Source organism: Acinetobacter guillouiae CIP 63.46, from assembly GCF_000368145.1.
Taxonomy (GTDB): domain Bacteria; phylum Pseudomonadota; class Gammaproteobacteria; order Pseudomonadales; family Moraxellaceae; genus Acinetobacter; species Acinetobacter guillouiae.
Map to the genome: position 1 here is coordinate 295,892 of NZ_KB849282.1, position 23,363 is coordinate 319,254.

The window sequence follows — 23,363 nt, forward strand, 5'->3', positions numbered from 1 at the left end:
TTATTTTAATGAATTTCCCAATCATCTATTTTTATACTGATATTGGATTACCATTGTAAATAACCCATTCCCTGCATAATTCCGAAAATAAACAGAATCGCCAAAATGTGCTTTTAGACGCTGTTTTACATTTTCTAAAGCAATTCCATGCCCTTCTCTTACTTTTATTCTATCTTGTAAAAATGGGTTGGTAATGACTATGTTGACTTGATTTTGCAATATTTCAACCAGTATGCCGATCTTGGCATCGATAATCTTTTGCTCAACCCCATGAAAAATACTGTTTTCAATTAAAGGTTGTAAGGTTAATAAGGGAATTTTGACCTGATCTAATAACAGCGGTTGTTGAATATTCCATTCCACATTTAAACGATCTCCCAAACGAATTTGCTCTATTGCAATATATTGTTGAGATAACTGTATTTCTTCTTTTAAGGTCACGAGCTTTAATTCTTGAAAACTGGCTCTAAACAATTTGGATAAATCTATCAGCATTTGTTCAGCTTTATCAGGATCAATCGCAATTAAACTCACCACGCTATTTAAACTATTAAATAAAAAATGTGGATGAATACGTGCTTGCATGGCCTGAATACGCGCATTCAATTCACTGTTTTGCTGCAATACTGCTTGTTCACGGATATACAAGTAGCGTAAACAAAATGCGCCCAGTAATACCCCATAGCTGACATGCAAAATAAGATTATGCGAAATGTCTTGCATGGAAATATTTTGTAAAGAAAAATGCGTTCCCCAATAATGAATAATATTTAAAACCAGTGTTGTACACAGCACAATCGCCTGTAAAAGGATAAAACTGAATATTGAAATAGATAAATAGGTATATTGCGATAGCCTCTTTTCAAATACATCCTGAAAAGCGGCAAAGGCCAATAATATCCAATTAATATATAAAATATATTCTAAAACATGCCAAAGATTTAAATTGCCCCATGATTGTGCTTCGGCCAATGCCAATAAAAAAGCCAATACATTACTAGAGATAAATAATTCGAATAAATACTTGCGATGCCCCATTTTGCTAAAAAAATAAGACTGATAAAAACCGCGCCCAGATTTTATTGATGAATGATTGCGCTTTACTTCGGCAAGTGAGGCTGAATTTGTTATACTGCGTTTAGTTCTACTGCTTTTTTTCCTACTGAGCCGATATGACCACATCTTCTAATTCCTCTAATCCGTCACAAGCCCAAACTTCAGGCATGTGGGGCGGTCGTTTCTCTGAAGCTACTGATGCCTTTGTTGCTGAATTTACTGCATCAGTTCAATTTGACCAACGCTTTTATAAACAAGATATTGCTGGCTCGATCGCACATGCGACTATGTTAGCAAAAGTTGGTGTCCTTACAGAACAAGAACGTGATGACATTATCAATGGTTTAAACACAATTAAAGCTGAAATTGAAGCAGGTCAATTTGAATGGCGCATTGATTTAGAAGATGTGCACATGAATATCGAATCTCGTTTAACTCAGCGTATCGGGATTGCAGGTAAAAAATTGCATACCGGTCGTAGCCGTAATGACCAAGTTGCCACAGACATCCGTTTATATGTACGTGACGAAATTGATGCAATTTTGACTTTACTGGAAAAATTACAAAAAGGCATCTTGGGCTTAGCAGCGAACAATACTGACACCATCATGCCAGGCTTTACCCATTTACAGACTGCGCAACCTGTGACTTTTGGTCATCATTTGATGGCGTGGTTTGAAATGTTGGTGCGTGACTCTGAGCGTTTAATCGACTGCCGTAAACGTGTCAACCGTATGCCTTTAGGTTCTGCTGCGCTTGCTGGAACAACCTATCCTATTGATCGTGCTTATACTGCAGAATTGTTAAACTTTGAAGCCGTTGCTGAAAATTCTTTAGATGCAGTATCTGACCGTGACTTTGCAATTGAGTTCAATGCTGCTGCATCTTTAATCATGATGCATTTATCACGTATGTCAGAAGAAATGATTCTTTGGACTTCTGCACAATTTAAGTTTGTGAATATTCCTGACCGTTTCTGTACTGGCTCATCGATCATGCCACAAAAGAAAAACCCAGATGTTCCTGAACTAATTCGTGGTAAAACTGGCCGTGTCTATGGCGACTTAATGAGTCTGCTCACCCTCATGAAGGGTCAACCTTTGGCCTATAACAAAGACAACCAAGAAGACAAAGAACCTTTGTTTGATGCGATTGATACAGTGCGTGGTTCATTGATGGCTTTTGCAGATATGATTCCTGCACTTGTACCAAATATTGAAATCATGCGTGAAGCGGCGCTACGTGGTTTCTCTACCGCAACAGACTTGGCTGATTACCTTGTAAAAAATGGCGTTGCTTTCCGTGATGCACATGAAATCGTAGGTAAAGCCGTGGCTTTAGGTGTGCAAGAATCGAAAGATCTTTCTGAGTTAAGCCTTGAGCAATTACAACAATTCTCAGATTTAATTCAAGCAGATGTGTTTGAAAAAGCTTTAACCCTTGAAGCATCTGTCAATGCACGTAATCATATTGGTGGTACTGCGCCTGCACAGGTTGCTGCTGCCATTGAACGCGCTTATATCCGTTTAGAAAAACTTTATGCATAAGGAGTTTTGATATGACTCGACAAGTATTTTGCCGTAAATATCAAAAAGGGTTAGAAGGTTTAGACTTTGCACCCTTTCCAGGTCCAAAGGGTCAAGTGTTATTTGACACAGTGTCTAAACAAGCTTGGCAAGAATGGTTAAAACACCAAACCACGTTAATCAATGAAAAACGTTTAAACGTGTTTGAACCAGATGCAAAAAAGTTTTTAGAAGAACAGCGTGAAAAATTTTTGGATAATGATCAATCATTGGAAATGGCGGAAGGCTTAAAGCCGGAGTAATGACCGAAGCCTCCTAAGGCAAAAATCCAAAAATGATGTGCATCTTATGCTCATCTAAAAAATCCCCGTCAGGGGATTTTTTTATTGCTTCATCGTACAAGATAATCTCGATCACATGAGCTTATAAATTTAATCTTATATATATTTACTTTTCCCACGCATAAAAAAAAGGAGTCTTGGAGACTCCTATAAAACTTAAAACACGGCAGTGGGTACATGCTGTGCAATCAATATACATCGATGGCATGACTTAATATTGACCAAAGATACCGAAAACGCTGACCAATCACGACAAATTATAGATTTTACACGACGCATCCAATTCATTTCACAGCAGTTTTAAACAGATCAGAACAAGCAACAACGTTGAAAAAACAAATTAAGCCACAGAATCATTGAGCTTTTGCGTATTTTCTTCAACCAATAGCGGTTTTTTCTCTACCCATTTGGCTGGAAAATATTTTTCTATGCTGGATGATAACCAGTTTGCGATTGGCTGAGGCAATTTCACACCTAAAGGATTCTGCTCTTGCAGATCCGCAGAAGAAATCACCCGTGTTCCCATCAGATAATCAAACCAAGGCTTAGTGACACACCAATTGGCATCTTGGTTCGAGTTCATGTGGTGATCATAATGCCAAGGAATCTTCTTCATCGCCCAATCCGGCTCTAAATGTGCACGGCGATGGATATAATAATAATTACACGCACTATAAAGCGATGCAGCAACCATTCCTTTCGAAATCGGGTAGAAAATCAAACTTGCCGCACCAGCAACCACCGCCAAAGAAACGATTTCATTTTTGGTCCGCCAATTTGAAATCCCTTCTACATAGCCATCATCATGAAAATCTTGTTTACGCACTTCACGATGGTGTTCCCAATGCGATTTCATACTGCGTGGCACTGGACTGAAACGTGGTTTCCCTGGGCGATGTTGACCATGTAAAATATAGTTATGCGCAACCCATTCAAAACCATTTGCGACGACCAATCCGACTAAAAAACCTTTTAACATAATCAATCCCTCTTGCTTATTGTGAATATAAAACATGCTGGGAAATAGGTATTGACATCAAAAAGTATTTTCATTGACAAATTACGACAAATTAAAATAGTATAATGTTTAAACTACAGCTGACGTAGATCACACAATAACAAGATGTGTAAATGATACAATTAAAGGACTATGCGGGCTCGATATATGGCGGGCTTGGGCAATTACTCTATACTTTTAGTGAAGCTAAAGGTCTAAAGATCTCATCCAAACTACAACAGATTCAAAATGTTGAACGCTTTGACTATACCGTTTGGCGTGAAATCTTGGATGACATTCAATCACAAGTACAAAGCCCAGCTTTGGGTCTAGACATCTCTAAATATGTACAACCCAAACATATTGGTATCATTGCCTATATTGCACAATCTTGTGACACGCTTGGAGAGGCACTCACCCGCTACCATGATTTTCATCGATTGATTTATGATGGAAGCCCGCTGAAAGTTGAATATTATGATGAACAGCACATCTCGGTACGTTGGGAAAATCTACCCACCCATTTAACCACTCAAATTACTGATGAAATTGCGATGGCCGTGGTGATTCAGTTTTTAAGACAATTTATATCCGATGATATAACGCTGTATCAGGTTAATTTTATTCATCCTCAACCTAAAAACAGCATGCTGTATCAAGCATTCTTTAAGTGTCCTGTGCTCTTTCAGCAAGAAAAAGTCGAACTGATCTTTCCCATCAGCGCACTTGCGATTTCCTTTAAACGCAGTGATCAAACCCTGCAAAAACTACTGATGCAACAAGCACAGGCCTTGCTTGAAAGCTTACCCAATGCCACCCAGTTAGATGAGCGCTTACAACAAAGTATTTTATTGGGATTACAAAAAAACAATTATCAAATCGAAGCGATTGCCAAACAACTGAATATGTCGATACGCCAGTTACAACGTCATCTACAAAGTCAGAACACCACTTATCAACAACGTGTTCAAGATGTCCGCCAATTATTGGCCTTTCAATATCTGCAAGATCCTCATTTAGGTCTGCATGAAATTGCCCTGCTTCTCAGTTACTCAGAACAAAGTGCTTTCCAACGTGCTTTTAAACAATGGACAGGCTTAACACCGCAACAATGGCGTCTTCAGCATCGAGAGTTTAAGTAATTGTGTATTAAATTTATAGATAAAAACAGCATGTTTCACCATTCTCACCACTCATTTTTTTAGCATTAAATAGCTGTAAAATATAATTTTTTAAAATAAAATCAGAACATTAGCCGATATTGATATGAATATTTTTTATTTGTGATTTTATTTTCATATTTTTAGACTATTATCTTTATACAGAAAATAAAAGTTGTATCCACCCCACGGTTATCAACTATCTAAAAATAGTCATATAACCCCATTCCGTGCAAAAAAATAATTTAGGAATCAATATGAATAAATATCTCGCAGAATTTATCGGAACCTTTTGGCTGGTGTTTGGAGGATGTGGTAGCGCAATATTTGCCGCTGCTTTTCCAGAACTGGGTATCGGTTTTGCTGGTGTTGCACTGGCATTCGGTTTAACCGTACTCACAGGCGCTTTTGCTTTAGGGCATATCTCAGGCGGGCATTTTAACCCTGCGGTCAGTGTGGGTTTATGGGTAGGTGGTCGTTTTAATGCCAAAGACTTAGCCCCTTATATTATTGCTCAAGTCATCGGTGGTATTTTGGCCGCATTTGTTTTGTATTTAATCGTACAAGGTCAGGCGGGATTCACAGGAACTGGTGGATTCGCCAGCAATGGTTTTGGTGATTTATCCCCTGGAAAATATTCTTTAGTCTCTGCATTGTTAATTGAAATCGTATTAACCGCCTTTTTCTTAATTGTTATTCTCGGTTCAACAGATAAACGTGCACCTGCTGGCTTTGCCCCGATTGCCATCGGTTTAGCACTTACTTTGATTCACTTAATTAGTATCCCCGTTACCAATACTTCAGTTAATCCAGCACGAAGTACTGCTGTGGCTTTATTTGCTGAAACAGCAGCACTGAGTCAATTATGGTTATTCTGGGTGGCACCAATTGTCGGTGCAATCATTGGGGCATTGATTTATAAGGTTGTGGGTAATGAGCCTCAATCCTAAATAGATTTTCAATGTAAAAAAACCTGCTTCGGCAGGTTTTTTTATACATATAAACCAATGAATTAGAACATAACTAATTCAAAAATGGCTTAAAAATAAATATGGTCTTTAAAGAAATGGATTCTCTATTTCGCCTTCGCTTTGACGCGCAAGCTGTTCTGGTAGATCACTTTGCTTCTCTAAACTTGCTACAACTTCATTGAGATAGTTTTGTAAAAGCTTAGCCGCTTTTAAGCCAGCTTGATCTTTGGTGATCTGTAAATTGCCATAAATACTGACACAGTCAGTTTGATTTTCTAAGGTTAAATCATGAATTGAATGTGATTCGGTGCCATTCTCAAACGGTTTAAACATTTTTAATTTTCTCAATTTTTTTCGATCTTATTCACAGTATAAATAGATTCTCAAAAGATACTGCACCATCAGCGCTGAATTATTTCAAAATTTGTAAAATATATTGCAACAACGCTTCAACCAATTGTTTCACCAAGGCATCTTTGGTTTCAGGATCGACTTTTGGTAATTGCATATCCGATGTAGCGGTTGAACTACTTTTTGGTTGGAACTGCTTTTGCAGTGCGGTGATTTTATCCTGACTGACCTCTTCTGCACATTGGCTTTCCGCATCCCAATGCGAGTACTCAATTTCTTTATTAACCTTGACCTGTTTTGCGTTCAAAGGCAATTTATAGGTATTACGCTTTTGTTCTTCAGTCAGTTGTGGAAATAAATTCATCCCCAACTGTTCTTCTAAATAGCATACGCTGACCACTTTAACCTGAAGTGAATCATTATTTGGCGCATAGTACGCACCAATGATCCCGTGTTTAGGCAAGTAAATCGCTTTATAGATCGCGGTCGGAACAATCACACCCTTTCCAATGGTTTTTAGTTTTTTCCCAGAAAAAACTGGGCCAGTGACCACATAAACATCTTTCTTTTGCTTGGTGACAATTGCACGAGTTGCTTCTTCTAACTCACGCCAAACTTGTTGGTTATTTTTAGCAGCTTGCGGCACCATATTGGCCAAAGAAAAGCTGTCGAACTGTGATTCCTTATTGGGCATATCGGCATTGGGTGACATATGACCACGGTCATAGCCTGAACCACGATAATCCGATAATAATGCACGATGTGTAGCGGTTACACGTGGCTCTTCGTGGAAATTATCTTCACGTTTAATCTTTTGACTTAAGCGCTGTGGAGATAAATATTCTGCTGTCCATAACGGTGTTTTAGAAACACCCGAATACATTACATTAAACCCGTTAAAACATAAGGGATAACTGTTTTTCTTTAAACTTTCTTTGATTAGAACAGGTGGTTGCTCTCGATAGAACTGATTTAAACACGTAGAGTTATTGGTACTACTTTGGGTAAATGGCAGTAACTGAAAAATTTTCTCTTGGCCAAACGCAATCGCAAAACTTCCAGTAGCAACAACACCCAACACCATTTTAACTACTGAATTTTTCAACAAAGGCTTCCTAAACAAGGTTAAATAAACAATCCACTCAAAATCCTTACAGATTAAGTTTTTGAATTTAAATAGCTTAACAAGTCAATAAACTGAAAGATATTGTGTCGACCTTCAACCGAGTAAAGCTTCTACGATTCGTGCTTAACTAAACAACATTCCATGTAACAATTTATTGTTTATTTCACAAAAAATGCTAGAAAATCAAATATCTTACAGATGCTTTATTGCACTTGCGAAGATGATTATGTCATGTTGCGCAGTGTTGTTCGACAGCCTTACGACACAGTTTGTCGTATAGGATCGTTTTATGCGGATATCTCGTGATTTACTGGGGAGAATTGAATGATGGAACCATTCAAACTAAGCATTCTAAAGGGTTTGATACTATCTCAGTGCAATATCAGCCTATCTACTTTTACGGGATCAAGAATACCGAAGATAAGAATTCGTATTTTCAGGATTTAGAGAAAATATCTCTGCCAAAAATAAAGTGATTTAATGTAATACACCACCCCATAAAACCCATGGGCAAAAAAAAAGCCAGAATGACTTCTGGCTTTTGATTGATATGAATTTAGATTTCGATCTGGCTGCCCATTTCAACCACACGGTTTGGCGGGATTTGATAAAAATCACTCACTGGGCTGGTATTACGTTGCATCGAAATAAACAGTTTTTCACGCCATGGTGCCATTCCATCACCCACGGTATGAATCAAACGATCACGTGAGATGAAGAAACTGATATGCATCATGTCAAATTCAACTTCGAGTTGCTTATAAGCCAATTCTAGTGCATTTGGAATATCAGGTTGATCCTTAAAGCCATAGTAAACAAAAACACGTTGGAAGCGCTTATCTAACACTTCAACACGAATTCTTTCTTGGTCTGGTACATACGGAACATCACGAGTAATCACCGTCACCATAATATTGCGTTCATGCAGGACTTTATTGTGCTTGATATTGTGCAACATCGCATGTGGAACAATATTTGGATTACCGGTTAAGAATACCGCTTGACCGGGTACAAACTGAGTTTCATCACTTAAACTGACACTTTTAATAAATAGATCCAGTGGCAAGGCATCTTTTTCCAAACGGTTAAAGACAATTTCTCGCCCAGTTTTCCAAGTCATCAGAATAGTAAATACGATTGCACCGATCAGGATCGGAACCCATCCGCCTGAAATAATTTTTAATGAAGTTGACCCAATAAAAATACTATCAATCACTAAAAATGGGATGGCGAACAATGCCACTTTCCACTTTGGCCAACGCCAAAAACCATATGCCAAGATTGAAATCAAAATCGTATCGCATAGCATGGTCATGGTGACTGCTACACCATAAGCATTGGCAAGATTGGCACTGTTTTGGAAAATCACAATCAATAAAAGAATCGAAACGTAGAGTATCCAGTTGATAAAGGGCAAATAAATCTGACCTTGTTCTACATCAGAAGTGTGGTGCACGGTTAATCTTGGCAAATAGCGTAGCTGAATGGCTTGGTTTGCCATTGAAAATACACCTGTAATGACCGCTTGTGAGGCAATCACCGCTGCCGCTGTGGCTAGGGCAATCATGGGGTATAAGCCCCATTCAGGTACAAGCAAATAGAATGGGTTTTCAATCGCACTTGGATTACGCAGCAATAACGCACCTTGCCCTGCATAATTTAATAACAGACAAGGCAGCACAATGATAAACCAGCCTAAACGAATCGGCAGCCGTCCAAAATGCCCCATATCTGCATAGAGTGCTTCACCACCCGTCACCGTCAAAATCACCGCACCCATGGTTAAAAACGCCACAAAGGGTTGATGAAAAATAAAGTTCAGCGCCCAATGTGGACTGAGCATGCTTAATACATAGGGGGTTTGGCTAATACTATGAATACCGATTAAACCGATAGAGGCAAACCAGGTTAAAGTGATTGGGCCAAAAAACTTACCCATGGTTCCCGTACCATGTCTTTGTACCAGAAACAGTGCGGTAAGAATCCCGATTGCCAAAGGCATCAGCCATTTGTTAAACATGGGTGTGGCAATACTCAGCCCTTCAATCGCTGAAAGTACTGAAATTGCTGGGGTAATAATGCCATCACCAAAAAACAGTGATGCACCAATAAATCCCAAAGCAATTAAATAGATTTTGCGATTATCTGCGATACGATTAGAGCGTAAGTTCAGCGCCAGCAAGGACATGATACCACCCTCACCATTGTTATCTGCTCGCATGATAATGGTGACGTATTTAAAGCTGATGGTGAGCATCATGCACCAGAAAATCAGTGACAAGATCCCAAGCACGGTCGCTTCGGTGATGGCAATGTGTGCAGTCAGAAAACATTGGCGTAGGGCGTACAAGGGACTGGTTCCGATGTCTCCAAATACCACCCCTAATGCTGCGAGTGTGATCGCAGGTAACGCGGCTTTTTTTGCAGTACTTTGCATAGATTCGTCTTCAAAAATTTAGACACTATTTTTGCGCAATCATATCACTGTGAAATTTTTTTTGCTCTAAATCAATTGTTGCTTGGCAGAAATCTTTTTTTTGGTTATTATCCCACGCCTTGGTGAAGTGTCCGAGTGGCTTAAGGAGCACGCCTGGAAAGTGTGTATACGTTTATAGCGTATCGAGGGTTCGAATCCCTCTTTCACCGCCAGAATTGAAAAAACTGCATGCCGATGCAGTGGGGAAAGGCTTAGATCTTAAGGGTTTAGGCCTTTTTTGTGTCTGAAAAATTGTATTTTAATATATGCAGTTTTTGTAGAAGTACTACATTGCTTATATATTCACGTTTTATAAATAAAAATCTAATAAAATCTATATCATAGCTGTTTAAAATTCTAGATTTTTATTTATACTCCATTATTCACTCTACCCCTGATAAAAAGAAATGATAAATGATGTTTCAAACTAAAAATTATTATCATGTTGAGTATTTAGGTGAGGCCGGCATTACACACACCTGCTTGCTGGCCCTTTGTAATCTCATACAAACTCATTCTGATCTCTCTTATGCATTACTTCTTACCAATGATCAATCGCATGCCTTGATCCTTAAAGATCAATCTGAAAGTTATTACATTATCCGTTCAGGCTTTACATCTGGTTATCCTGGCGAAGGTCCAAAAGGATTAGCGACAGCTCTAACCATATTAAATAAACATGAAATTGAAACCGAAGAAACTCTAATTACATCAAAAATGATGAAGAAGCTGAATAACTCATTACTAAGTGATGAGGATATTGATTTAATTTTTAAGCAGAAAATTATTCGTCCTATACAATTGCACGACTATATCTATCCTTTTAGAAATAAAGTTTCATCAACTTCTAGCCTAAAACGTTGTTATCCTCTCGAGCTTCCCTATTCAATCATTGATGACAGAATTTTTGATTTAGCTTTGCTCTTTAAAAACGATCCAGATTCAGCGCTGTTAAAAGCATATAAACGCTTAGAAGATATTGTAAGAACAAGAACAGGACTAAGTGAACACAGCAGTAAATTGTTCTCTCAAACTTTTGCATCACCTAATGCCCCTCTTACTTGGGACTTACCAGATAAATCTGAAATTATCGGTCATGCAAACTTATTTATTGTTGCATATCATGACTTTAGGAATGCACGGACACATAGAGAGAAGCCTGAAGAAAATTTAGTTCACCAATATCGTGAATTTTTATTGATCAATGAACTATATATACTAGAAACAGAATCAAAAAATTTATAACTCAAATAAAGAAAAGGTCTTTAAGACCTTTTCTTTATTCTTATCAAGATAGTTCTTTACCATTACTTAAAATAAATGTTCGTAAAAGCTTCTCAACTTTCACATTGACTTTTAAAGTTGGGATTTTTACTCCTTCTTCTTGTTCAAAATACTGTTTAGCTTTTTCTTTATTAACATAATTCAACAGCTGCCCAAAGCGCCCAAATTCATCAATATTATTTTCATTCACATAGGCATTCATCAATTGTTTCAGTTTCACGTCACAATACCTAAAAGAATGAATAAAACATAAATGCCAATCGAGTACTGACTTATTTTTACTTATTATTATAAAGACTTAATGACTTATAAGTGAATATGATGAGTAGAGAGTGCTTTCGAGTAGGTGTAGTGGAACACTTGCAATATTATGTTTATCGCCTAATTGATCCTAGAGATGGGCAAACATTTTATGTTGGAAAAGGTAAAGGAAACCGTATCTTTAGTCATATTTATGACGAACAAATATCTAAAGAAGGTGATAGTTTATCAGATAAAATTCAACGTATCAGAGATATCAAGGCATCGGGGCTAGCAGTTCTTCATGTCATTCATCGCCATGCTTTGGATGAGAAAACTGCTTTTGAAGTTGAAGGGGCATTAATTGATGCCTATTTAGGATTGTCTAATATTCAAAATGGTTCAGGGAACAGTGAAAATGGAGTCATGCATGTTCATGAAATCAACCAGAAATATGCAGCTATTGAAGCTGTCTTTGAGCATAAAGTTTTATTAATCTCAATCAATAAAGGAATTAAGAATAGCTCAATCTATGATGCTGTTAGATTTGCATGGAGAGTGAATAAAGATAGAGCTGGAAAAGCAGACGTTATCCTTGCTGTTGCTCATGGAATTATTCGTGGTGCTTATATTAATGCTACTTGGTTGGAAGCTACTACTGATAATTTTCCAATGCATTTCGTTCAAGAAACTGATTTGAACAGATTTGGTTTTATAGCTGATGAAGCTTCTGACAATATTAAATCTCTATACATAGGCAAAAAAATTCCTAAAGAATTTGAAAGAAAAAAAGGAGATATCTCCCCTATTAAATATACTTACTAGTGTACATTTAACAAACACAGTCGTTATACGAGCCAACATGTAACTCGAAAGTAAAAATGTCCGCTTTTAGAATATGCACTTTTGTGATTTTCTTAGCGGACGATTTGGACTAATACCTTCTTTCAAAAGATATGAATTACTGTTCTATCACCAGCACAAAATTTGGTAACACTACCCCTTTGTTGGTCTTTAACACACCTACACATAAATTTTCAGGCGCTGAAATAAAAGTGATACCCGAGAAATCGCCCGTTGATTTACATTTTTTCTGATCTACTTCACTGGCCGCCTCAAGGTTTAATTGATGCTGTATATCTAATACAAGAACCTGTGCTAATGCGTCAAAAGCTTTATTTGCTTGTGTAAAAAAGACCGTATTATTATTTGCATCCCATTCAGTTAATGGTGCTTTTTTCTGGCTGATATAATTGTATAAACGCTTTGCAGACTTATTATTGTCAGCAGCATTTTTAAATTCAGCTTTCAATCCAAATACTGCCTTGACATCAGGTTTTTCTTTAAAAGAAAGCCGTGCAAATGGGACAATTTTAACGTCAGAAGCCTGATTTGAAGTCATTAGTTTAAGAGAAGTATCTGCTTGATTCTCCTGTAAAGCCGAGCTAATTTTTTTATTCACGATCTCATCAAATTTAATGGCTTGCTTTAAATTACTGTTAGAGATAGCTGCGCCATTATTTCGTTTATCAATCGCTGTAGCAACACCAACACCAATCAGTCCAAATGCATTTGATGCAGGGTTGGAAAGCGCATTGCTTGCATCTCCGACAGTAATTTGGCTTCCCTCAATAAAATGATCACCACCACCAGATTCCGTCATCGCTGAAATTTGTTCAGATGATACTGAAATTGTCGTGTTGCTGCCTTTTGCAGGATATTGAATGGATTTGGTTGTTGTACACCCAGTTGCAATCATCGCAATGACGATTAGGCTTAAGAAAGACTTATTCATATGAAAACAGGCCTGAAGAATGGTTGATATATTAAAAACATGTGAATTTTTCGATATTGTTAAGCAATAATAAATAATTATTGTGACAAATGATACTGAGAATTATTCACTTTGCTCAGATAAAAATTGGTCTTATATTTGAGTACACTAATTTTTATTTTTTACTGATTAACCTTTCATTTTTTTAAATAAAATCTTTTAAATTCCCCGTCCGAATTGGGTAATAGGAGAAATTACTTTTATTTCACTTCAATCTATATCGTTGTTTAGGGCTTTTCGGCTTATCTGGAATGGTACGTTCAATAAGGTTTGCGTCTAACGCAGGATTGAGATAATTCTTTTGGAATGTTGCACGATGGGATAAATCTAATAACCGCATCAATTCAAACAAGCTATACTCTTTTTCCTGCATAACTGAAATTAAACGCTGAACTTGGTCGCTTACTTGTACGTCAACTTGAGCGCTATCTTGAGCGGTGTTATTTGAGTCCAATATCGCATCCAAAATCATCTGCAAAATAAACTCTATAAATGCTGCAGAATCAGTACTGTCTGTGCTGGCTTGTAAAGCCTCATAGTAGGCCTTTTGATTTTGATAAATCAGACTCTCAACAGGAATATTTGCAAAAATAGTATTCCATCGGCTAAGTATCAATGTTTGCCAAAGTCTCCCCATACGTCCATTCCCATCAGCAAATGGATGTATAAACTCAAACTCATAATGAAATACCGAACTCTGAATGAGTGGGTGTTCTTGACTATCTTTAAGCCATTCCAGTAAATCAGACATTAAACGAGGAACCTGATTCGCTGACGGAGCCATATGCACCACTTGATCACCAGACATGACACCTACATTGGCATGACGGTATTGTCCAACATCATCAATCAAGCCTGTCATTAAAATTTGATGTGCTTGTAATAAATCTACTTCTTGGCTGGGTTGCCATTTTTGAAATGCTTCATAAGCTTTTATGGCATTACGTACTTCTTGAACTTCTTTAGGTGGTGCAATTACAGCTTTACCATTCAGAATCGCGGTAATTTGTTCTGTGCTGAGGGTATTTCCTTCAATTGCAAGCGAACCTTGAATTGTTCGGATACGATTGGCTTTTCTCAGTTTTATGTTGTGTTGGACTTCCTCTAAAGCACTCAAACGCCCTATATTCTCACTGATCTGCACAATCAGATGAATAATTTTTGATGTGATGGTATAAGGCGGTTGATATTTCATGCCATTCCTAAACAGAAGTAAATACAAAGCACTGTTGATTAAACGCTAAAAGTTTTGTCTTTCATAGGCTATTGAATGCTTTCAGAAATGCCACCCTCTATTTAACCATAACCCTATAGTTGAAATAAAAAACAATCCTTTATCTCGACTCAGTTGGCATCACAACATCCGCAGACTGACACACCTCTTGCCATTTTAGCTTAAAATCATTAATCGCTTTTTGTCGGGTTAAAGGTATCTGATAAATCGGTACACCCTTTGCATCGTCAATCATACCTTTTAACAATACCTGTTCTTTTGCAGACAATGCTTCAGGATTAAAATCAACATCATCCAACGATAAACCGTTTTGACGTAACTGCATTAACATTTCGGAGGTCTGTTCAAGTAACTGACATTCTTTAGGAGCTTCAGCATGTGCGACAGAAACCAATAATAATAAAATACTGAATCGTTTCATTCTCAATTGTTCTAGTTTTTACTTAACTTAGTTATACGATATTTGAGCTATTTTTTGAAGCAAATAGATACATATCCACTCAACTAAAAAGACAATTGACTATTTCAATTCAAACTTTCTTGAATTAGTATCAAGTGAAAAGAACTTCTAGCACGATTCAAAGGAGGTGAAATACAAAATAAAAATCATATAGATGTAACGTTCTCTTAAGATAATCATGATGCGGTACTTATTAGCGATTCAAACAAGTTAAAAGCATAAAACTGCTATTCGGGAGTGACAATGAATAACAGCGCCAATTATGTAAGACAAGTCAAAAATGCTAAACGTGGTGGATACACCCCAACTATTGCCAAAGATGTAAATAAGCATAAAATTCAGAAAGCTATCCAATTGATTGAGCAATGGAGAAAACTCGCAAACGAATTGAAACCCCAAATGCAAATAGATATGGCAATCACCCTAGAAGAATGCGCACAAGATCTGGATCATATTTTAAGGAGAAAATAAGTCTATATTTCAAAACTGATAAAGATTTATTGATTTAACCCCAAATACTCAAGGCTTACCCCTCCGTAAGCCTTTTTAGTCGGAAGATTAAAGCGATTACTCATCGTTACTCTAGTTATCTTTGTTAACCTGAGTTCAATATAAAGTTCTTGATGAAATATGATACGCGGAAACGTCATCCGCAACTGTCTGAGGCAGGACTCCATTTATAAAGTGTTGTTTCTGCGATTCATTGAATGAGTTGCTGGTGGCCGACGAGTTTTGCAGTGAGCAGCGATGTAGCTGCGCAAGATGGCTGCCCTTGCGGAGCTTAGCTCCTCATGTCGAAACAAAAGTAGGGCGAGCCGCAGGCTGATCCAGAAATTGGATGAAAGCTCAGCAAGACTCCGCCAAGATCATTGTTTTTCAATAAGTCAAAGAGATAGCTAGGTCGAGTCCATGTTTTGTTATTTTTTCTGTCTACAAATTAAAAGCTGTAAAACCCTTTGCTCTCTAAAAATCTAAGCATCCATAGCACACGGCATTATCAGCATCTAAACAAGACCCCATCGCTAAGACTATAAATATTAAAGATTATTCAATTGTTTATTTTTTGGCTTGCAATCTTATAAATATTCTGTAAAATTCTCGCCACGTTGCCGGCATAGCTCAGTTGGTAGAGCAACTGACTTGTAATCAGTAGGTCCACAGTTCGAATCCGTGTGCCGGCACCATTTTTACTTAGCCTCGCTTTTTTAGTGAGGCTTTGTTGTTTTTGGCTGAGGCATTTTCTTATAATTTTTTGATCTGTTTGATCTCATCGTAAATAATAAAAATTATGTTTTGACTGCACTGAGCTGTATATATCGAACAATTCCCTCTTCAAATAACCTTTGACAAAGTTTTGCGGTCATTTGTATTTTGATTTGATCTAGCCCTCCACGCTCCGTTTTTGCTCGTGTCGCAATATATTGACTAAAACCAGCCAATACTGCTATAGAGAGATCTTCAAGCGCGATTTGCTCAAGACCATGCTGTTGCAGGGCATGATTGATTTGAGTCGTGGTCATCAGTGATTTTAAATCGACATCAGCGGCTTTAAGTAGCCATTTATATTTCATTTTTTGTTTTGAATTTAAAACTGTGTCTGAAAGCATCAACGTATGAAAACCCAAACGACCTTTTGAATTTAAAATTGGAACGACTGAATTTAAAAATAAACTTAAATCACTGTGATAAGCCGCATCAATACACAACACCACATCAAAAGGTTGCGTCAATAAAAGCGCATTTAAATTTAAAAAAGATTGGCAGTGAATCGCCTTAATCTGCGGGAGTTGTTTTTGAATTTTATCGACACACTGTTGTTGTAACTCAACCGCTTCTAAATCTTGAATTTGGTAGTGTTCTAACCAGTATTTTAAACTGGCACCCTGACCACAGCCTAGGTCTAGTACCCGATCATGTGGTGTAAGCTGTACCGCTTGTGCAAGTCGTTCAGCAAGTTGCTGACAGGCTTGAGGGTAAGAGGATGTAGCTTCATCCCAATAGCCTAGATTGCTCCAAGCACACTCAGCATTATCTCCTAACATTTTTGCATCGATTGCATATTTATGTTTTGGAAGTTTTTGCTGAATCGCTTGAAGCCATTTCATTTTAAATCATTCACTTATTCAGTTATGAATTCATTAAACTTTATATGAATTCACTGGGCTTTAATAGCCAAGTTGCGGAGCCACCTCAACTTTAGGTTTTAATCCTACAAATGGCAATGGTGCACCAAAAATTTCTGCGATATGCATTGCAGAAGTTACCGCAGATTCAAGAATTGGCAAACCATCACATGACCATGAGCCACAATAGAATACTTTACGATTAGCGACTTTATGACGCGCTTGCAACTCAATGTTCAATGCTACTGTTTCAGAATCCACCACAGCACGGGTTAAGGTCACTGTAGAAATGACTTTCTTCGGATCGATGCTGGTCACAGGACGCCATGTTTGGAACACTGGAGATTTACCCACCAGACTTGGTTCAATCGAGTTCAGCCAAACTGTGAATTGTTGTTTGGTAAATTTACGATCCATCATATAGCTCAACACAGCCCAATCTTTACGATTTGGCGGCATCACAGATGCATCGGTATGCATGACCAATTCGCCTTGCTCAAACTTAAATTTTTGCAATAAAGCGATATCATCAGCAAATTGTTGTTTATTTAAAAAGTTTTCTAATTTATTGGTCGGTGTTGCAACCACCACACGGTCAAATTGAAATTGCTCACCTTGTGCATTTTCAACCAGAACAGTATTACCCTGTTCCTCAACTTTGGTGATTTCAGAACCGCTATGAATATCAATACCTTCAATCAATTTATCGACAAAAGCAGGTGTTCCACCATGTAAACGCAATAAAGCATCACCATCGGTTAATTGCTTTAAAAAGATTAAGAGCGGTTTTGCAGGCCATTCACCAATAGTTTTAGGGTCACAGGTGCAAATGGTATAAAGCACAGGCATTACTGCACCATGCCAAAATACTTCTTCAATGTCATTGTGATTGATAAAATCAGCAAGGGTAATGTCTTGATTTTTAGATTTAAAAAATTGAGAAATGGCGGTTTTAAGCTGCAACATCCCTTTGACTAAACGCCAACCATACTGCTTAATCCCTTTACGGTTATTGATAATGGGGAAATTACCAATACGGGTACGTGATGTGGTCAACCAAGTTTCTGTTTTATCTTCAAATAACCAACTGCATGCCATAAAGGTACGCACTGGAAAGGTTTTTATGCCGAGGTGTGTTGCAAGGCTCAGTGTATTTTTCCATAAATGCTGATTCATCACGCGCAAAGGTGCATCAATTAAACCACCTTCAAACTCAATGCTGTGACTATCCATACCACGACCAGGTAATGCTTCGAAGATGGTAATGTTATGACCTGCATCTTTAAGAATTCTTGCGGTGGCCAGGCCAGCCATACCACTACCAATCACTGCAATATCCAAAGTTATTATCCGTGCGTAACCATTTTTTTTATTATGAGCTATAGCCGATTAAATCGCGGTATTAAAAAGTTCCAGTTTTAACTTTTTTTGTTGGAAATTTTTTAGGAAAAATCTCCATTCCTCGGTGTTTATTTAATTTTAGTGGTTTTAGACCAAGCTCTTGTGCGACACCCTGCTTATACTTGATTGATATTTATATATATAAAAAAATACTGTTAAAAACATACAGATAATTTAACTATTTATTAAAAAAACATTTACAAATGCCAATTTATTAATTATTATTTACAGCATAAAAACGATAAATAATTCACATTTACAATAAAAACAAATAATTATGACAACACACACAATAAAAGAAACTACAGCATAAAAAGGATCTCTATAGTGTGGAATAGGGATCCTTTTTTTTACCTTGAATTTGCTTTTTAAGTAGATCAATTGCACGACGTGTAAAATGACAGCATACAAAAAATACTGAAACAACGGATATAAATTAACCAAATGAAATATATTGTGCTTTACTTCACATTTTTAATTAATTATGATGCGCGAATAACAAAACAACCCAATCAAAACAAGACATAATCATCTAAAGAAAAAAACTACAGCGTAAGAGAGCTTCTGTTCGATAAGAGCAAAGCTCTTTTCTTTTTTTAAATTTCTGACCTTTTTGGTGCTAAAAATTTTACATATAAAAAAAGCGGATTTTACAATCCGCTTTTTGAGTTCTCTCGATATCTCATACATGGCTGAACTCATAGACTAAAGACATGCAAGGTATCCGTTATACACAAATACCTATCATCAACATCAACTAAGCTTCCGCTACAATTTCACCAAATTTGCCATTATTGAAATCGTTAAACGCTTGCACGATTTCTTCTTTGCTATTCATCACAAATGGACCATAGCCTTGAATTGGCTCATTCAGTGGTTTACCTGTAAGGACCAAAAACTTAGCATCTTGCACTGCTTCAAGTTGAATTGCTGCATCGCCATCTTTTTCAAACATGACAATCGAGCTATCAAGTACCTTTTGTGTGCCATTGAGCAGCATTTCACCTTCGAGTACAACCACCAAAGTATTGTGGTCAACAGGTACATGAATAATTTGCTCATGACCCGCTTTAAGCTGACCATCCCAAACATTGACAGGGCTAAAGGTTGAAGCAGCGCCTTGTTGTTCAGCGTATTTCCCAGCAACCACACGTAAGTGGCCTGCATCGTCATCAAAATGAATCACAGGAATATCTTGCGCAGAAATTGCTTGATACTTAGGTTGAGTCATTTTATCGGCCGCAGGTAAATTCACCCATAGCTGAACCATTTCAAAGATTCCACCTTTTTCAGTGAATTCATGTGAATGGAATTCTTCATGAACCAAGCCTGCGCCCGCAGTCATCCATTGCACATCACCTGTTTTAATGGTTCCACCTCCACCATGGGAGTCTTTATGAGTAACTTCACCTTGATAGGCGAGTGTCACTGTTTCAAAACCACGATGTGGATGTGAACCTACACCGTGCTGTTCATGGCTAGGTGCAAATGTATAAGGCGCTGCATAATCCAATAATAAAAAAGGACTAATCGCTTGACCTAAACGATCATAAGAAAACAAGTTTTTTACAGGAAAGCCATCACCGACCCAATGCATATTTTGATTGCGGTATACACCAATAATTCTTTTCATCTCAATACTCCTATCTCTAGGCTTTAATATGAATCCATTTTAGGTTTTTTAAAGTGATCAATACAGCAATCTACCAATACGCTGAATCCCAAATATAGGATATTCAATAGCGACGGCACAGCGTAGTTTTTAATCAATCATCTTATTTATGAGATTATTAATCTCAGTTTATAGGCTTAATTATCATCATTAAGCCACGTAACATGAAATCCATGCAAAATAATTTGTTTTGTATTTAAGCACAATTTAAATTTTAGTGACTTCAAGGATATAAAAAATGGGAAAACCTTACGTTCGTTTAAACAAAGATGATACTGCGGTATTGTTAGTCGATCATCAAACTGGATTACTTTCTTTAGTCCGCGACATTGACCCAGATAAGTTTAAAAACAATGTTCTGGCACTGGCTGCGGCGGCTCAATATTTTAACCTTCCCACTATCCTGACCACCAGTTTTGAAGATGGTCCCAATGGCCCACTGGTACCCGAGTTAAAAGCGCTTTTTCCAGATGCGCCTTATATCGCTCGCCCTGGTCAAATCAACGCTTGGGACAATGAAGACTTTGTCAAAGCGGTAAAAGCAACAGGTAAAAAACAACTGATTATTGCGGGTGTTGTCACCGAGGTTTGTGTTGCCTTTCCTGCACTTTCTGCCCTTGAAGAAGACTTTGAGGTCTTTGTGATCACCGATGCTTCAGGAACATTTAACCCGCTGACACGTGACTCAGCTTGGGACCGTATGAGCAATGCAGGTGCACAATTAATGACTTGGTTTGGTGCTTCTTGTGAGCTACATCGTGATTGGCGTAATGATATTGAAGGTTTAGGTACGCTATTTGGTAACCATATCCCTGACTATCGTAATCTGATCAACAGCTACACACAAAACACTTCTCAAAAATAAGATAATCGTTGTCGCTAGGAATGTAAGTCTTGCATTCCTCGCTTTTGTTTGTGCATTTTATTTGTACGAATTTTAAAATATTTTCCTATTAATGATACTATTTTATCATCAACACACCTGAGATGAAGCTGTGCACTCTTTTGATGACTACTATTATTTCTATCTTGTGGTAAAACATGGTGGATTTAGTGCTGCGAGTGAAGCCAGTAATATCACCAAGTCTAAACTGAGCCGACGTATTCTGGATTTAGAAGCCAAATTTAATGTGACTTTGATTCAACGCTCGACACGGCATTTTAAAGTCACACCACTAGGACAAGAATTCTTTGAGGAATGTGCAAAGATTATTGAACAGGCGGATAATGCTCAGAATGTCTTATTAAAACAAGAAATTGAATTACAGGGACTAATTAAAATTAGTTGCCCACCCGTCATGATGGAACATCAAATTCGACCGATTCTAAATCAGTTTTTAAAAAAATATCCCAAAGTTCGGGTTGAATTGGCTCTCACTAGTCGACGTATCGATGTGCTGCATGATGATATTGATTTGGCCATTCGTACTAACTTTTCAAGCAATGAAGATTCCAGCATTATCGTTAGAGATGTGATTAAAACCACGCACTGTTTAGTGATTAGTCCTGAACTTTTAGGCGATCGTGAAATTCAACATGTCACGGAACTTTGTGAATTTCCAACCATTGTATTAGGTACAGATAAACAGCACTATCATTGGCATTTACATCATATTCAGCAACGAGAAGAAATCGATATTCCATTACAGCCTCGGGTCAAAAGCAATGACTTAATGGGCGCATATTATGCGGTACTTGATGGCTTAGGTATTGCTGATCTTCCCTATTTAACGGTAGAACGAGACATTGCTTCAGGGCGTTTAATCCATCTGTTACCAGAGTGGTGTTCCAATATTGGGGTTGTACAGTTGGTTTATGCATCTCGCAAAGGTCAACGCTTAGTCATGGAAAAATTGATTGAAGATTTAGTCGATGGTATTCGTGCCTATGCCCCTAAACACGACGGTTATATTTTATAAAGCCAACAATCGAACAATAAAAAACCAGAAGCTAAACTTCTGGTTTTTCAATTCTAATCCTATGCAATGATTAGATTTTACCGATCAGATCAATTGAAGGTGCAAGTGTTGCATCGCCTTCTTTCCATTTTGCAGGACATACTTCACCTGGGTGTGCGTGCACATATTGTGCTGCTTTCACTTTACGCAGTAATTCTTGTGCATCACGTCCAATGCCACCAGCATTGATTTCAATAATTTGAATTTTACCTTCAGGATCAATCACGAAAGTGCCACGATCTGCAAGGCCTTCGGCTTCTATCAACACTTCAAAGTTTTTTGCCAAAGCCCAAGTTGGATCACCCACCATTGGGTATTGGATCTTTTTGATTTCATCTGAGTTGTCATGCCATGCTTTATGGGTAAAGTGTGTATCGGTAGAAACTGAATAAATTTCTACACCCATTTTTTGGAATTCAGCATAGTTGTCTGCTAGATCGCCTAACTCTGTTGGGCAGACAAAAGTAAAGTCAGCAGGATAGAAAAATACCACAGACCATTTACCCAAGAAGTCTTTTTCAGACACTTCGATAAATTCACCATTTTTATATGCAGTTGCGTTAAATGCTTTAACTTCAGTATTGATCAAACTCATTTGGTCTTCCTTCAATTGGTTTCAGGGATTGCTTATCTGTGAAATCACTATACGAAAAATTATTAAATCGGTAAAACTGGAGTTTTTAATAAAAATAATCGGTTTTATAGATTTATTTTTCCAATCTGTTGGCTTGGTTTGATCGAAAATATTATTTCAAACTTTGCTTGACCTTTCACCGTTTACTCTATAGATTTTCTTTTTGAGTGGACTTTAAAAAATGACGTTCTCAATTCTTTTGGACCAATTCCAAAACCTTCCTTTTGGTACAGACGCTTTTAAACAACTGAAAATAAACTGTGAATCTCAAATTGCTCATTCTGAGTCTGATTTTGAGAAAACGGCGATTTTTATGATTTATGGTTTTGCCAAAAACTATGTCTTACTTTATGAAGATCAAGCCATTACTGCTGAATTTGCAGCAAAAGCAAAAAACCAATTGCTAGGCTATATGCAGCAACTGGACACAGCAATTCAGACTCAAGATCGCGCAACAATTCTTAATCACTTAGATCAAGTCACAGCGCACTATATGCAAAGCTCACGAATTTTTTAATC

23 protein-coding genes and 2 tRNA genes are annotated in these 23,363 nt (G+C 37.5%); 12 read left to right on the forward strand and 13 right to left on the reverse strand.

Going from position 1 to position 23,363, the window contains the following annotated elements; all coding sequences use genetic code 11:
- Positions 1-21 precede the first annotated feature (21 nt).
- Positions 22-1,182, reverse strand: a complete 1,161-nt coding sequence (locus F981_RS03650; RefSeq protein WP_016539114.1) for a sensor histidine kinase — start codon at positions 1,180-1,182, stop codon at positions 22-24.
- Here F981_RS03650 and argH point away from each other — a divergent pair.
- Together argH and F981_RS03660 are read left to right on the forward strand one after the other, a co-directional pair.
- Positions 1,173-2,603: an argininosuccinate lyase gene (gene argH / locus F981_RS03655; protein ID WP_004718519.1), complete on the forward strand. Its 1,431-nt coding sequence runs from the start codon at positions 1,173-1,175 to the stop codon at positions 2,601-2,603. The genes F981_RS03650 and argH overlap by 10 nt on opposite strands.
- Before the next feature lie 11 nt (positions 2,604-2,614).
- Positions 2,615-2,884 (forward strand): oxidative damage protection protein, encoded by a 270-nt coding sequence (locus F981_RS03660; RefSeq protein WP_004718522.1) that lies wholly within the window; start codon positions 2,615-2,617, stop codon positions 2,882-2,884.
- 379 nt (positions 2,885-3,263) lie between these two features.
- Here F981_RS03660 and F981_RS03665 read toward each other — a convergent pair whose 3' ends face one another.
- Complete coding sequence (locus F981_RS03665) at positions 3,264-3,902, reverse strand: sterol desaturase family protein (protein WP_004718523.1); 639 nt, start codon at positions 3,900-3,902, stop codon at positions 3,264-3,266.
- A 152-nt stretch (positions 3,903-4,054) separates the two neighbouring features.
- On the opposite strand from F981_RS03665, the gene F981_RS03670 reads away from it, so the two are divergent.
- Together F981_RS03670 and aqpZ are read left to right on the forward strand one after the other, a co-directional pair.
- Positions 4,055-5,062: an AraC family transcriptional regulator gene (locus tag F981_RS03670; RefSeq protein WP_004718525.1), complete on the forward strand. Its 1,008-nt coding sequence runs from the start codon at positions 4,055-4,057 to the stop codon at positions 5,060-5,062.
- Positions 5,063-5,337: 275 nt separating this feature from the next.
- The gene (gene aqpZ, locus F981_RS03675; protein WP_004718527.1) at positions 5,338-6,030 is read left to right on the forward strand and encodes an aquaporin Z; all 693 of its coding nucleotides are present in this window, start codon (positions 5,338-5,340) and stop codon (positions 6,028-6,030) included.
- Between the two features lie 108 nt (positions 6,031-6,138).
- Here aqpZ and F981_RS03680 read toward each other — a convergent pair whose 3' ends face one another.
- From F981_RS03680 to F981_RS03690, 3 genes are all read right to left on the reverse strand, one after another.
- Positions 6,139-6,384, reverse strand: coding sequence for a hypothetical protein (locus F981_RS03680; protein WP_004718529.1), 246 nt, complete (start codon positions 6,382-6,384; stop codon positions 6,139-6,141).
- Between the two features lie 79 nt (positions 6,385-6,463).
- A complete protein-coding gene (locus F981_RS03685; RefSeq protein WP_228129017.1) occupies positions 6,464-7,486 on the reverse strand; it encodes a DNA/RNA non-specific endonuclease in 1,023 nt (340 codons plus the stop codon).
- Between the two features lie 598 nt (positions 7,487-8,084).
- Entirely contained in the window at positions 8,085-9,965 is a 1,881-nt protein-coding gene (locus F981_RS03690) for a potassium transporter Kup (protein ID WP_004718533.1), read from the reverse strand.
- Between the two features lie 121 nt (positions 9,966-10,086).
- On the opposite strand from F981_RS03690, the gene F981_RS03695 reads away from it, so the two are divergent.
- Positions 10,087-10,177 (forward strand) — tRNA-Ser (locus F981_RS03695).
- A 244-nt stretch (positions 10,178-10,421) separates the two neighbouring features.
- Positions 10,422-11,249, forward strand: a complete 828-nt coding sequence (locus F981_RS03700; RefSeq protein WP_016539111.1) for a TIGR02391 family protein — start codon at positions 10,422-10,424, stop codon at positions 11,247-11,249.
- A 43-nt stretch (positions 11,250-11,292) separates the two neighbouring features.
- Here the strand turns inward: F981_RS03700 and F981_RS03705 are convergent, their stop codons facing one another.
- Positions 11,293-11,508, reverse strand: coding sequence for a hypothetical protein (locus F981_RS03705; protein ID WP_004718536.1), 216 nt, complete (start codon positions 11,506-11,508; stop codon positions 11,293-11,295).
- 98 nt (positions 11,509-11,606) lie between these two features.
- Here F981_RS03705 and F981_RS03710 point away from each other — a divergent pair, with 98 nt between their 5' ends.
- Positions 11,607-12,353: an LEM-3-like GIY-YIG domain-containing protein gene (locus F981_RS03710; RefSeq protein WP_004718539.1), complete on the forward strand. Its 747-nt coding sequence runs from the start codon at positions 11,607-11,609 to the stop codon at positions 12,351-12,353.
- A gap of 136 nt (positions 12,354-12,489) precedes the next feature.
- On the opposite strand, the gene F981_RS03715 is transcribed toward F981_RS03710, so the two are convergent.
- The 3 genes from F981_RS03715 to F981_RS03725 all read right to left on the reverse strand — a co-directional run bounded on the left by F981_RS03715 (position 12,490) and on the right by F981_RS03725 (position 15,017).
- Entirely contained in the window at positions 12,490-13,323 is an 834-nt protein-coding gene (locus F981_RS03715; RefSeq protein ID WP_004718541.1) for a hypothetical protein, read from the reverse strand.
- A gap of 244 nt (positions 13,324-13,567) precedes the next feature.
- Positions 13,568-14,557, reverse strand: a complete 990-nt coding sequence (locus F981_RS03720) for a Fic family protein (RefSeq protein ID WP_004718543.1) — start codon at positions 14,555-14,557, stop codon at positions 13,568-13,570.
- Between the two features lie 139 nt (positions 14,558-14,696).
- Entirely contained in the window at positions 14,697-15,017 is a 321-nt protein-coding gene (locus tag F981_RS03725; protein WP_004718545.1) for a hypothetical protein, read from the reverse strand.
- Positions 15,018-15,299: 282 nt separating this feature from the next.
- Between F981_RS03725 and F981_RS03730 the strand changes: the two genes are divergently transcribed.
- Both F981_RS03730 and F981_RS03735 read left to right on the forward strand, forming a co-directional pair.
- Positions 15,300-15,527, forward strand: a complete 228-nt coding sequence (locus F981_RS03730) for a hypothetical protein (protein ID WP_004718547.1) — start codon at positions 15,300-15,302, stop codon at positions 15,525-15,527.
- Positions 15,528-16,164: 637 nt separating this feature from the next.
- Positions 16,165-16,240 (forward strand) — tRNA-Thr (locus tag F981_RS03735).
- 102 nt (positions 16,241-16,342) lie between these two features.
- Here the strand turns inward: F981_RS03735 and F981_RS03740 are convergent.
- The 3 genes from F981_RS03740 to F981_RS03750 all read right to left on the reverse strand — a co-directional run bounded on the left by F981_RS03740 (position 16,343) and on the right by F981_RS03750 (position 20,213).
- Positions 16,343-17,161, reverse strand: a complete 819-nt coding sequence (locus tag F981_RS03740) for an SAM-dependent methyltransferase (protein WP_004718549.1) — start codon at positions 17,159-17,161, stop codon at positions 16,343-16,345.
- A 60-nt stretch (positions 17,162-17,221) separates the two neighbouring features.
- Positions 17,222-18,520, reverse strand: a complete 1,299-nt coding sequence (locus F981_RS03745) for an FAD-dependent oxidoreductase (protein WP_016539109.1) — start codon at positions 18,518-18,520, stop codon at positions 17,222-17,224.
- An 817-nt stretch (positions 18,521-19,337) separates the two neighbouring features.
- A complete protein-coding gene (locus tag F981_RS03750; protein ID WP_004718553.1) occupies positions 19,338-20,213 on the reverse strand; it encodes a pirin family protein in 876 nt (291 codons plus the stop codon).
- Positions 20,214-20,490: 277 nt separating this feature from the next.
- On the opposite strand from F981_RS03750, the gene ycaC reads away from it, so the two are divergent.
- Both ycaC and F981_RS03760 read left to right on the forward strand, forming a co-directional pair.
- Positions 20,491-21,117, forward strand: a complete 627-nt coding sequence (gene ycaC, locus F981_RS03755; RefSeq protein ID WP_004718556.1) for an isochorismate family cysteine hydrolase YcaC — start codon at positions 20,491-20,493, stop codon at positions 21,115-21,117.
- Positions 21,118-21,247: 130 nt separating this feature from the next.
- Complete coding sequence (locus tag F981_RS03760) at positions 21,248-22,171, forward strand: LysR substrate-binding domain-containing protein (protein ID WP_004718559.1); 924 nt, start codon at positions 21,248-21,250, stop codon at positions 22,169-22,171.
- A gap of 70 nt (positions 22,172-22,241) precedes the next feature.
- Here the strand turns inward: F981_RS03760 and ahpC are convergent, their stop codons facing one another.
- The gene (ahpC, locus tag F981_RS03765) at positions 22,242-22,805 is read right to left on the reverse strand and encodes an alkyl hydroperoxide reductase subunit C (protein ID WP_004718560.1); all 564 of its coding nucleotides are present in this window, start codon (positions 22,803-22,805) and stop codon (positions 22,242-22,244) included.
- Positions 22,806-23,025: 220 nt separating this feature from the next.
- Here ahpC and F981_RS03770 point away from each other — a divergent pair, with 220 nt between their 5' ends.
- The gene (locus tag F981_RS03770; protein ID WP_004718562.1) at positions 23,026-23,361 is read left to right on the forward strand and encodes a hypothetical protein; all 336 of its coding nucleotides are present in this window, start codon (positions 23,026-23,028) and stop codon (positions 23,359-23,361) included.
- Positions 23,362-23,363 lie beyond the last annotated feature (2 nt).

What these genes read in the sequence shown, in the direction of transcription:
- argH (WP_004718519.1), top strand. Translation starts at nt 1,173, where the DNA reads ATGACCACATCTTCTAATTCCTCTAATCCGTCACAAGCCCAAACTTCA.
- F981_RS03650 (WP_016539114.1), bottom strand. Translation starts at nt 1,182, where the DNA reads ATGTGGTCATATCGGCTCAGTAGGAAAAAAAGCAGTAGAACTAAACGC.
- F981_RS03660 (WP_004718522.1), top strand. Translation starts at nt 2,615, where the DNA reads ATGACTCGACAAGTATTTTGCCGTAAATATCAAAAAGGGTTAGAAGGT.
- F981_RS03665 (WP_004718523.1), bottom strand. Translation starts at nt 3,902, where the DNA reads ATGTTAAAAGGTTTTTTAGTCGGATTGGTCGTCGCAAATGGTTTTGAA.
- F981_RS03670 (WP_004718525.1), top strand. Translation starts at nt 4,055, where the DNA reads ATGATACAATTAAAGGACTATGCGGGCTCGATATATGGCGGGCTTGGG.
- aqpZ (WP_004718527.1), top strand. Translation starts at nt 5,338, where the DNA reads ATGAATAAATATCTCGCAGAATTTATCGGAACCTTTTGGCTGGTGTTT.
- F981_RS03680 (WP_004718529.1), bottom strand. Translation starts at nt 6,384, where the DNA reads ATGTTTAAACCGTTTGAGAATGGCACCGAATCACATTCAATTCATGAT.
- F981_RS03685 (WP_228129017.1), bottom strand. Translation starts at nt 7,486, where the DNA reads ATGGTGTTGGGTGTTGTTGCTACTGGAAGTTTTGCGATTGCGTTTGGC.
- F981_RS03690 (WP_004718533.1), bottom strand. Translation starts at nt 9,965, where the DNA reads ATGCAAAGTACTGCAAAAAAAGCCGCGTTACCTGCGATCACACTCGCA.
- F981_RS03700 (WP_016539111.1), top strand. Translation starts at nt 10,422, where the DNA reads ATGTTTCAAACTAAAAATTATTATCATGTTGAGTATTTAGGTGAGGCC.
- F981_RS03710 (WP_004718539.1), top strand. Translation starts at nt 11,607, where the DNA reads ATGATGAGTAGAGAGTGCTTTCGAGTAGGTGTAGTGGAACACTTGCAA.
- F981_RS03715 (WP_004718541.1), bottom strand. Translation starts at nt 13,323, where the DNA reads ATGAATAAGTCTTTCTTAAGCCTAATCGTCATTGCGATGATTGCAACT.
- F981_RS03720 (WP_004718543.1), bottom strand. Translation starts at nt 14,557, where the DNA reads ATGAAATATCAACCGCCTTATACCATCACATCAAAAATTATTCATCTG.
- F981_RS03725 (WP_004718545.1), bottom strand. Translation starts at nt 15,017, where the DNA reads ATGAAACGATTCAGTATTTTATTATTATTGGTTTCTGTCGCACATGCT.
- F981_RS03730 (WP_004718547.1), top strand. Translation starts at nt 15,300, where the DNA reads ATGAATAACAGCGCCAATTATGTAAGACAAGTCAAAAATGCTAAACGT.
- F981_RS03740 (WP_004718549.1), bottom strand. Translation starts at nt 17,161, where the DNA reads ATGAAATGGCTTCAAGCGATTCAGCAAAAACTTCCAAAACATAAATAT.
- F981_RS03750 (WP_004718553.1), bottom strand. Translation starts at nt 20,213, where the DNA reads ATGAAAAGAATTATTGGTGTATACCGCAATCAAAATATGCATTGGGTC.
- ycaC (WP_004718556.1), top strand. Translation starts at nt 20,491, where the DNA reads ATGGGAAAACCTTACGTTCGTTTAAACAAAGATGATACTGCGGTATTG.
- ahpC (WP_004718560.1), bottom strand. Translation starts at nt 22,805, where the DNA reads ATGAGTTTGATCAATACTGAAGTTAAAGCATTTAACGCAACTGCATAT.
- F981_RS03770 (WP_004718562.1), top strand. Translation starts at nt 23,026, where the DNA reads ATGACGTTCTCAATTCTTTTGGACCAATTCCAAAACCTTCCTTTTGGT.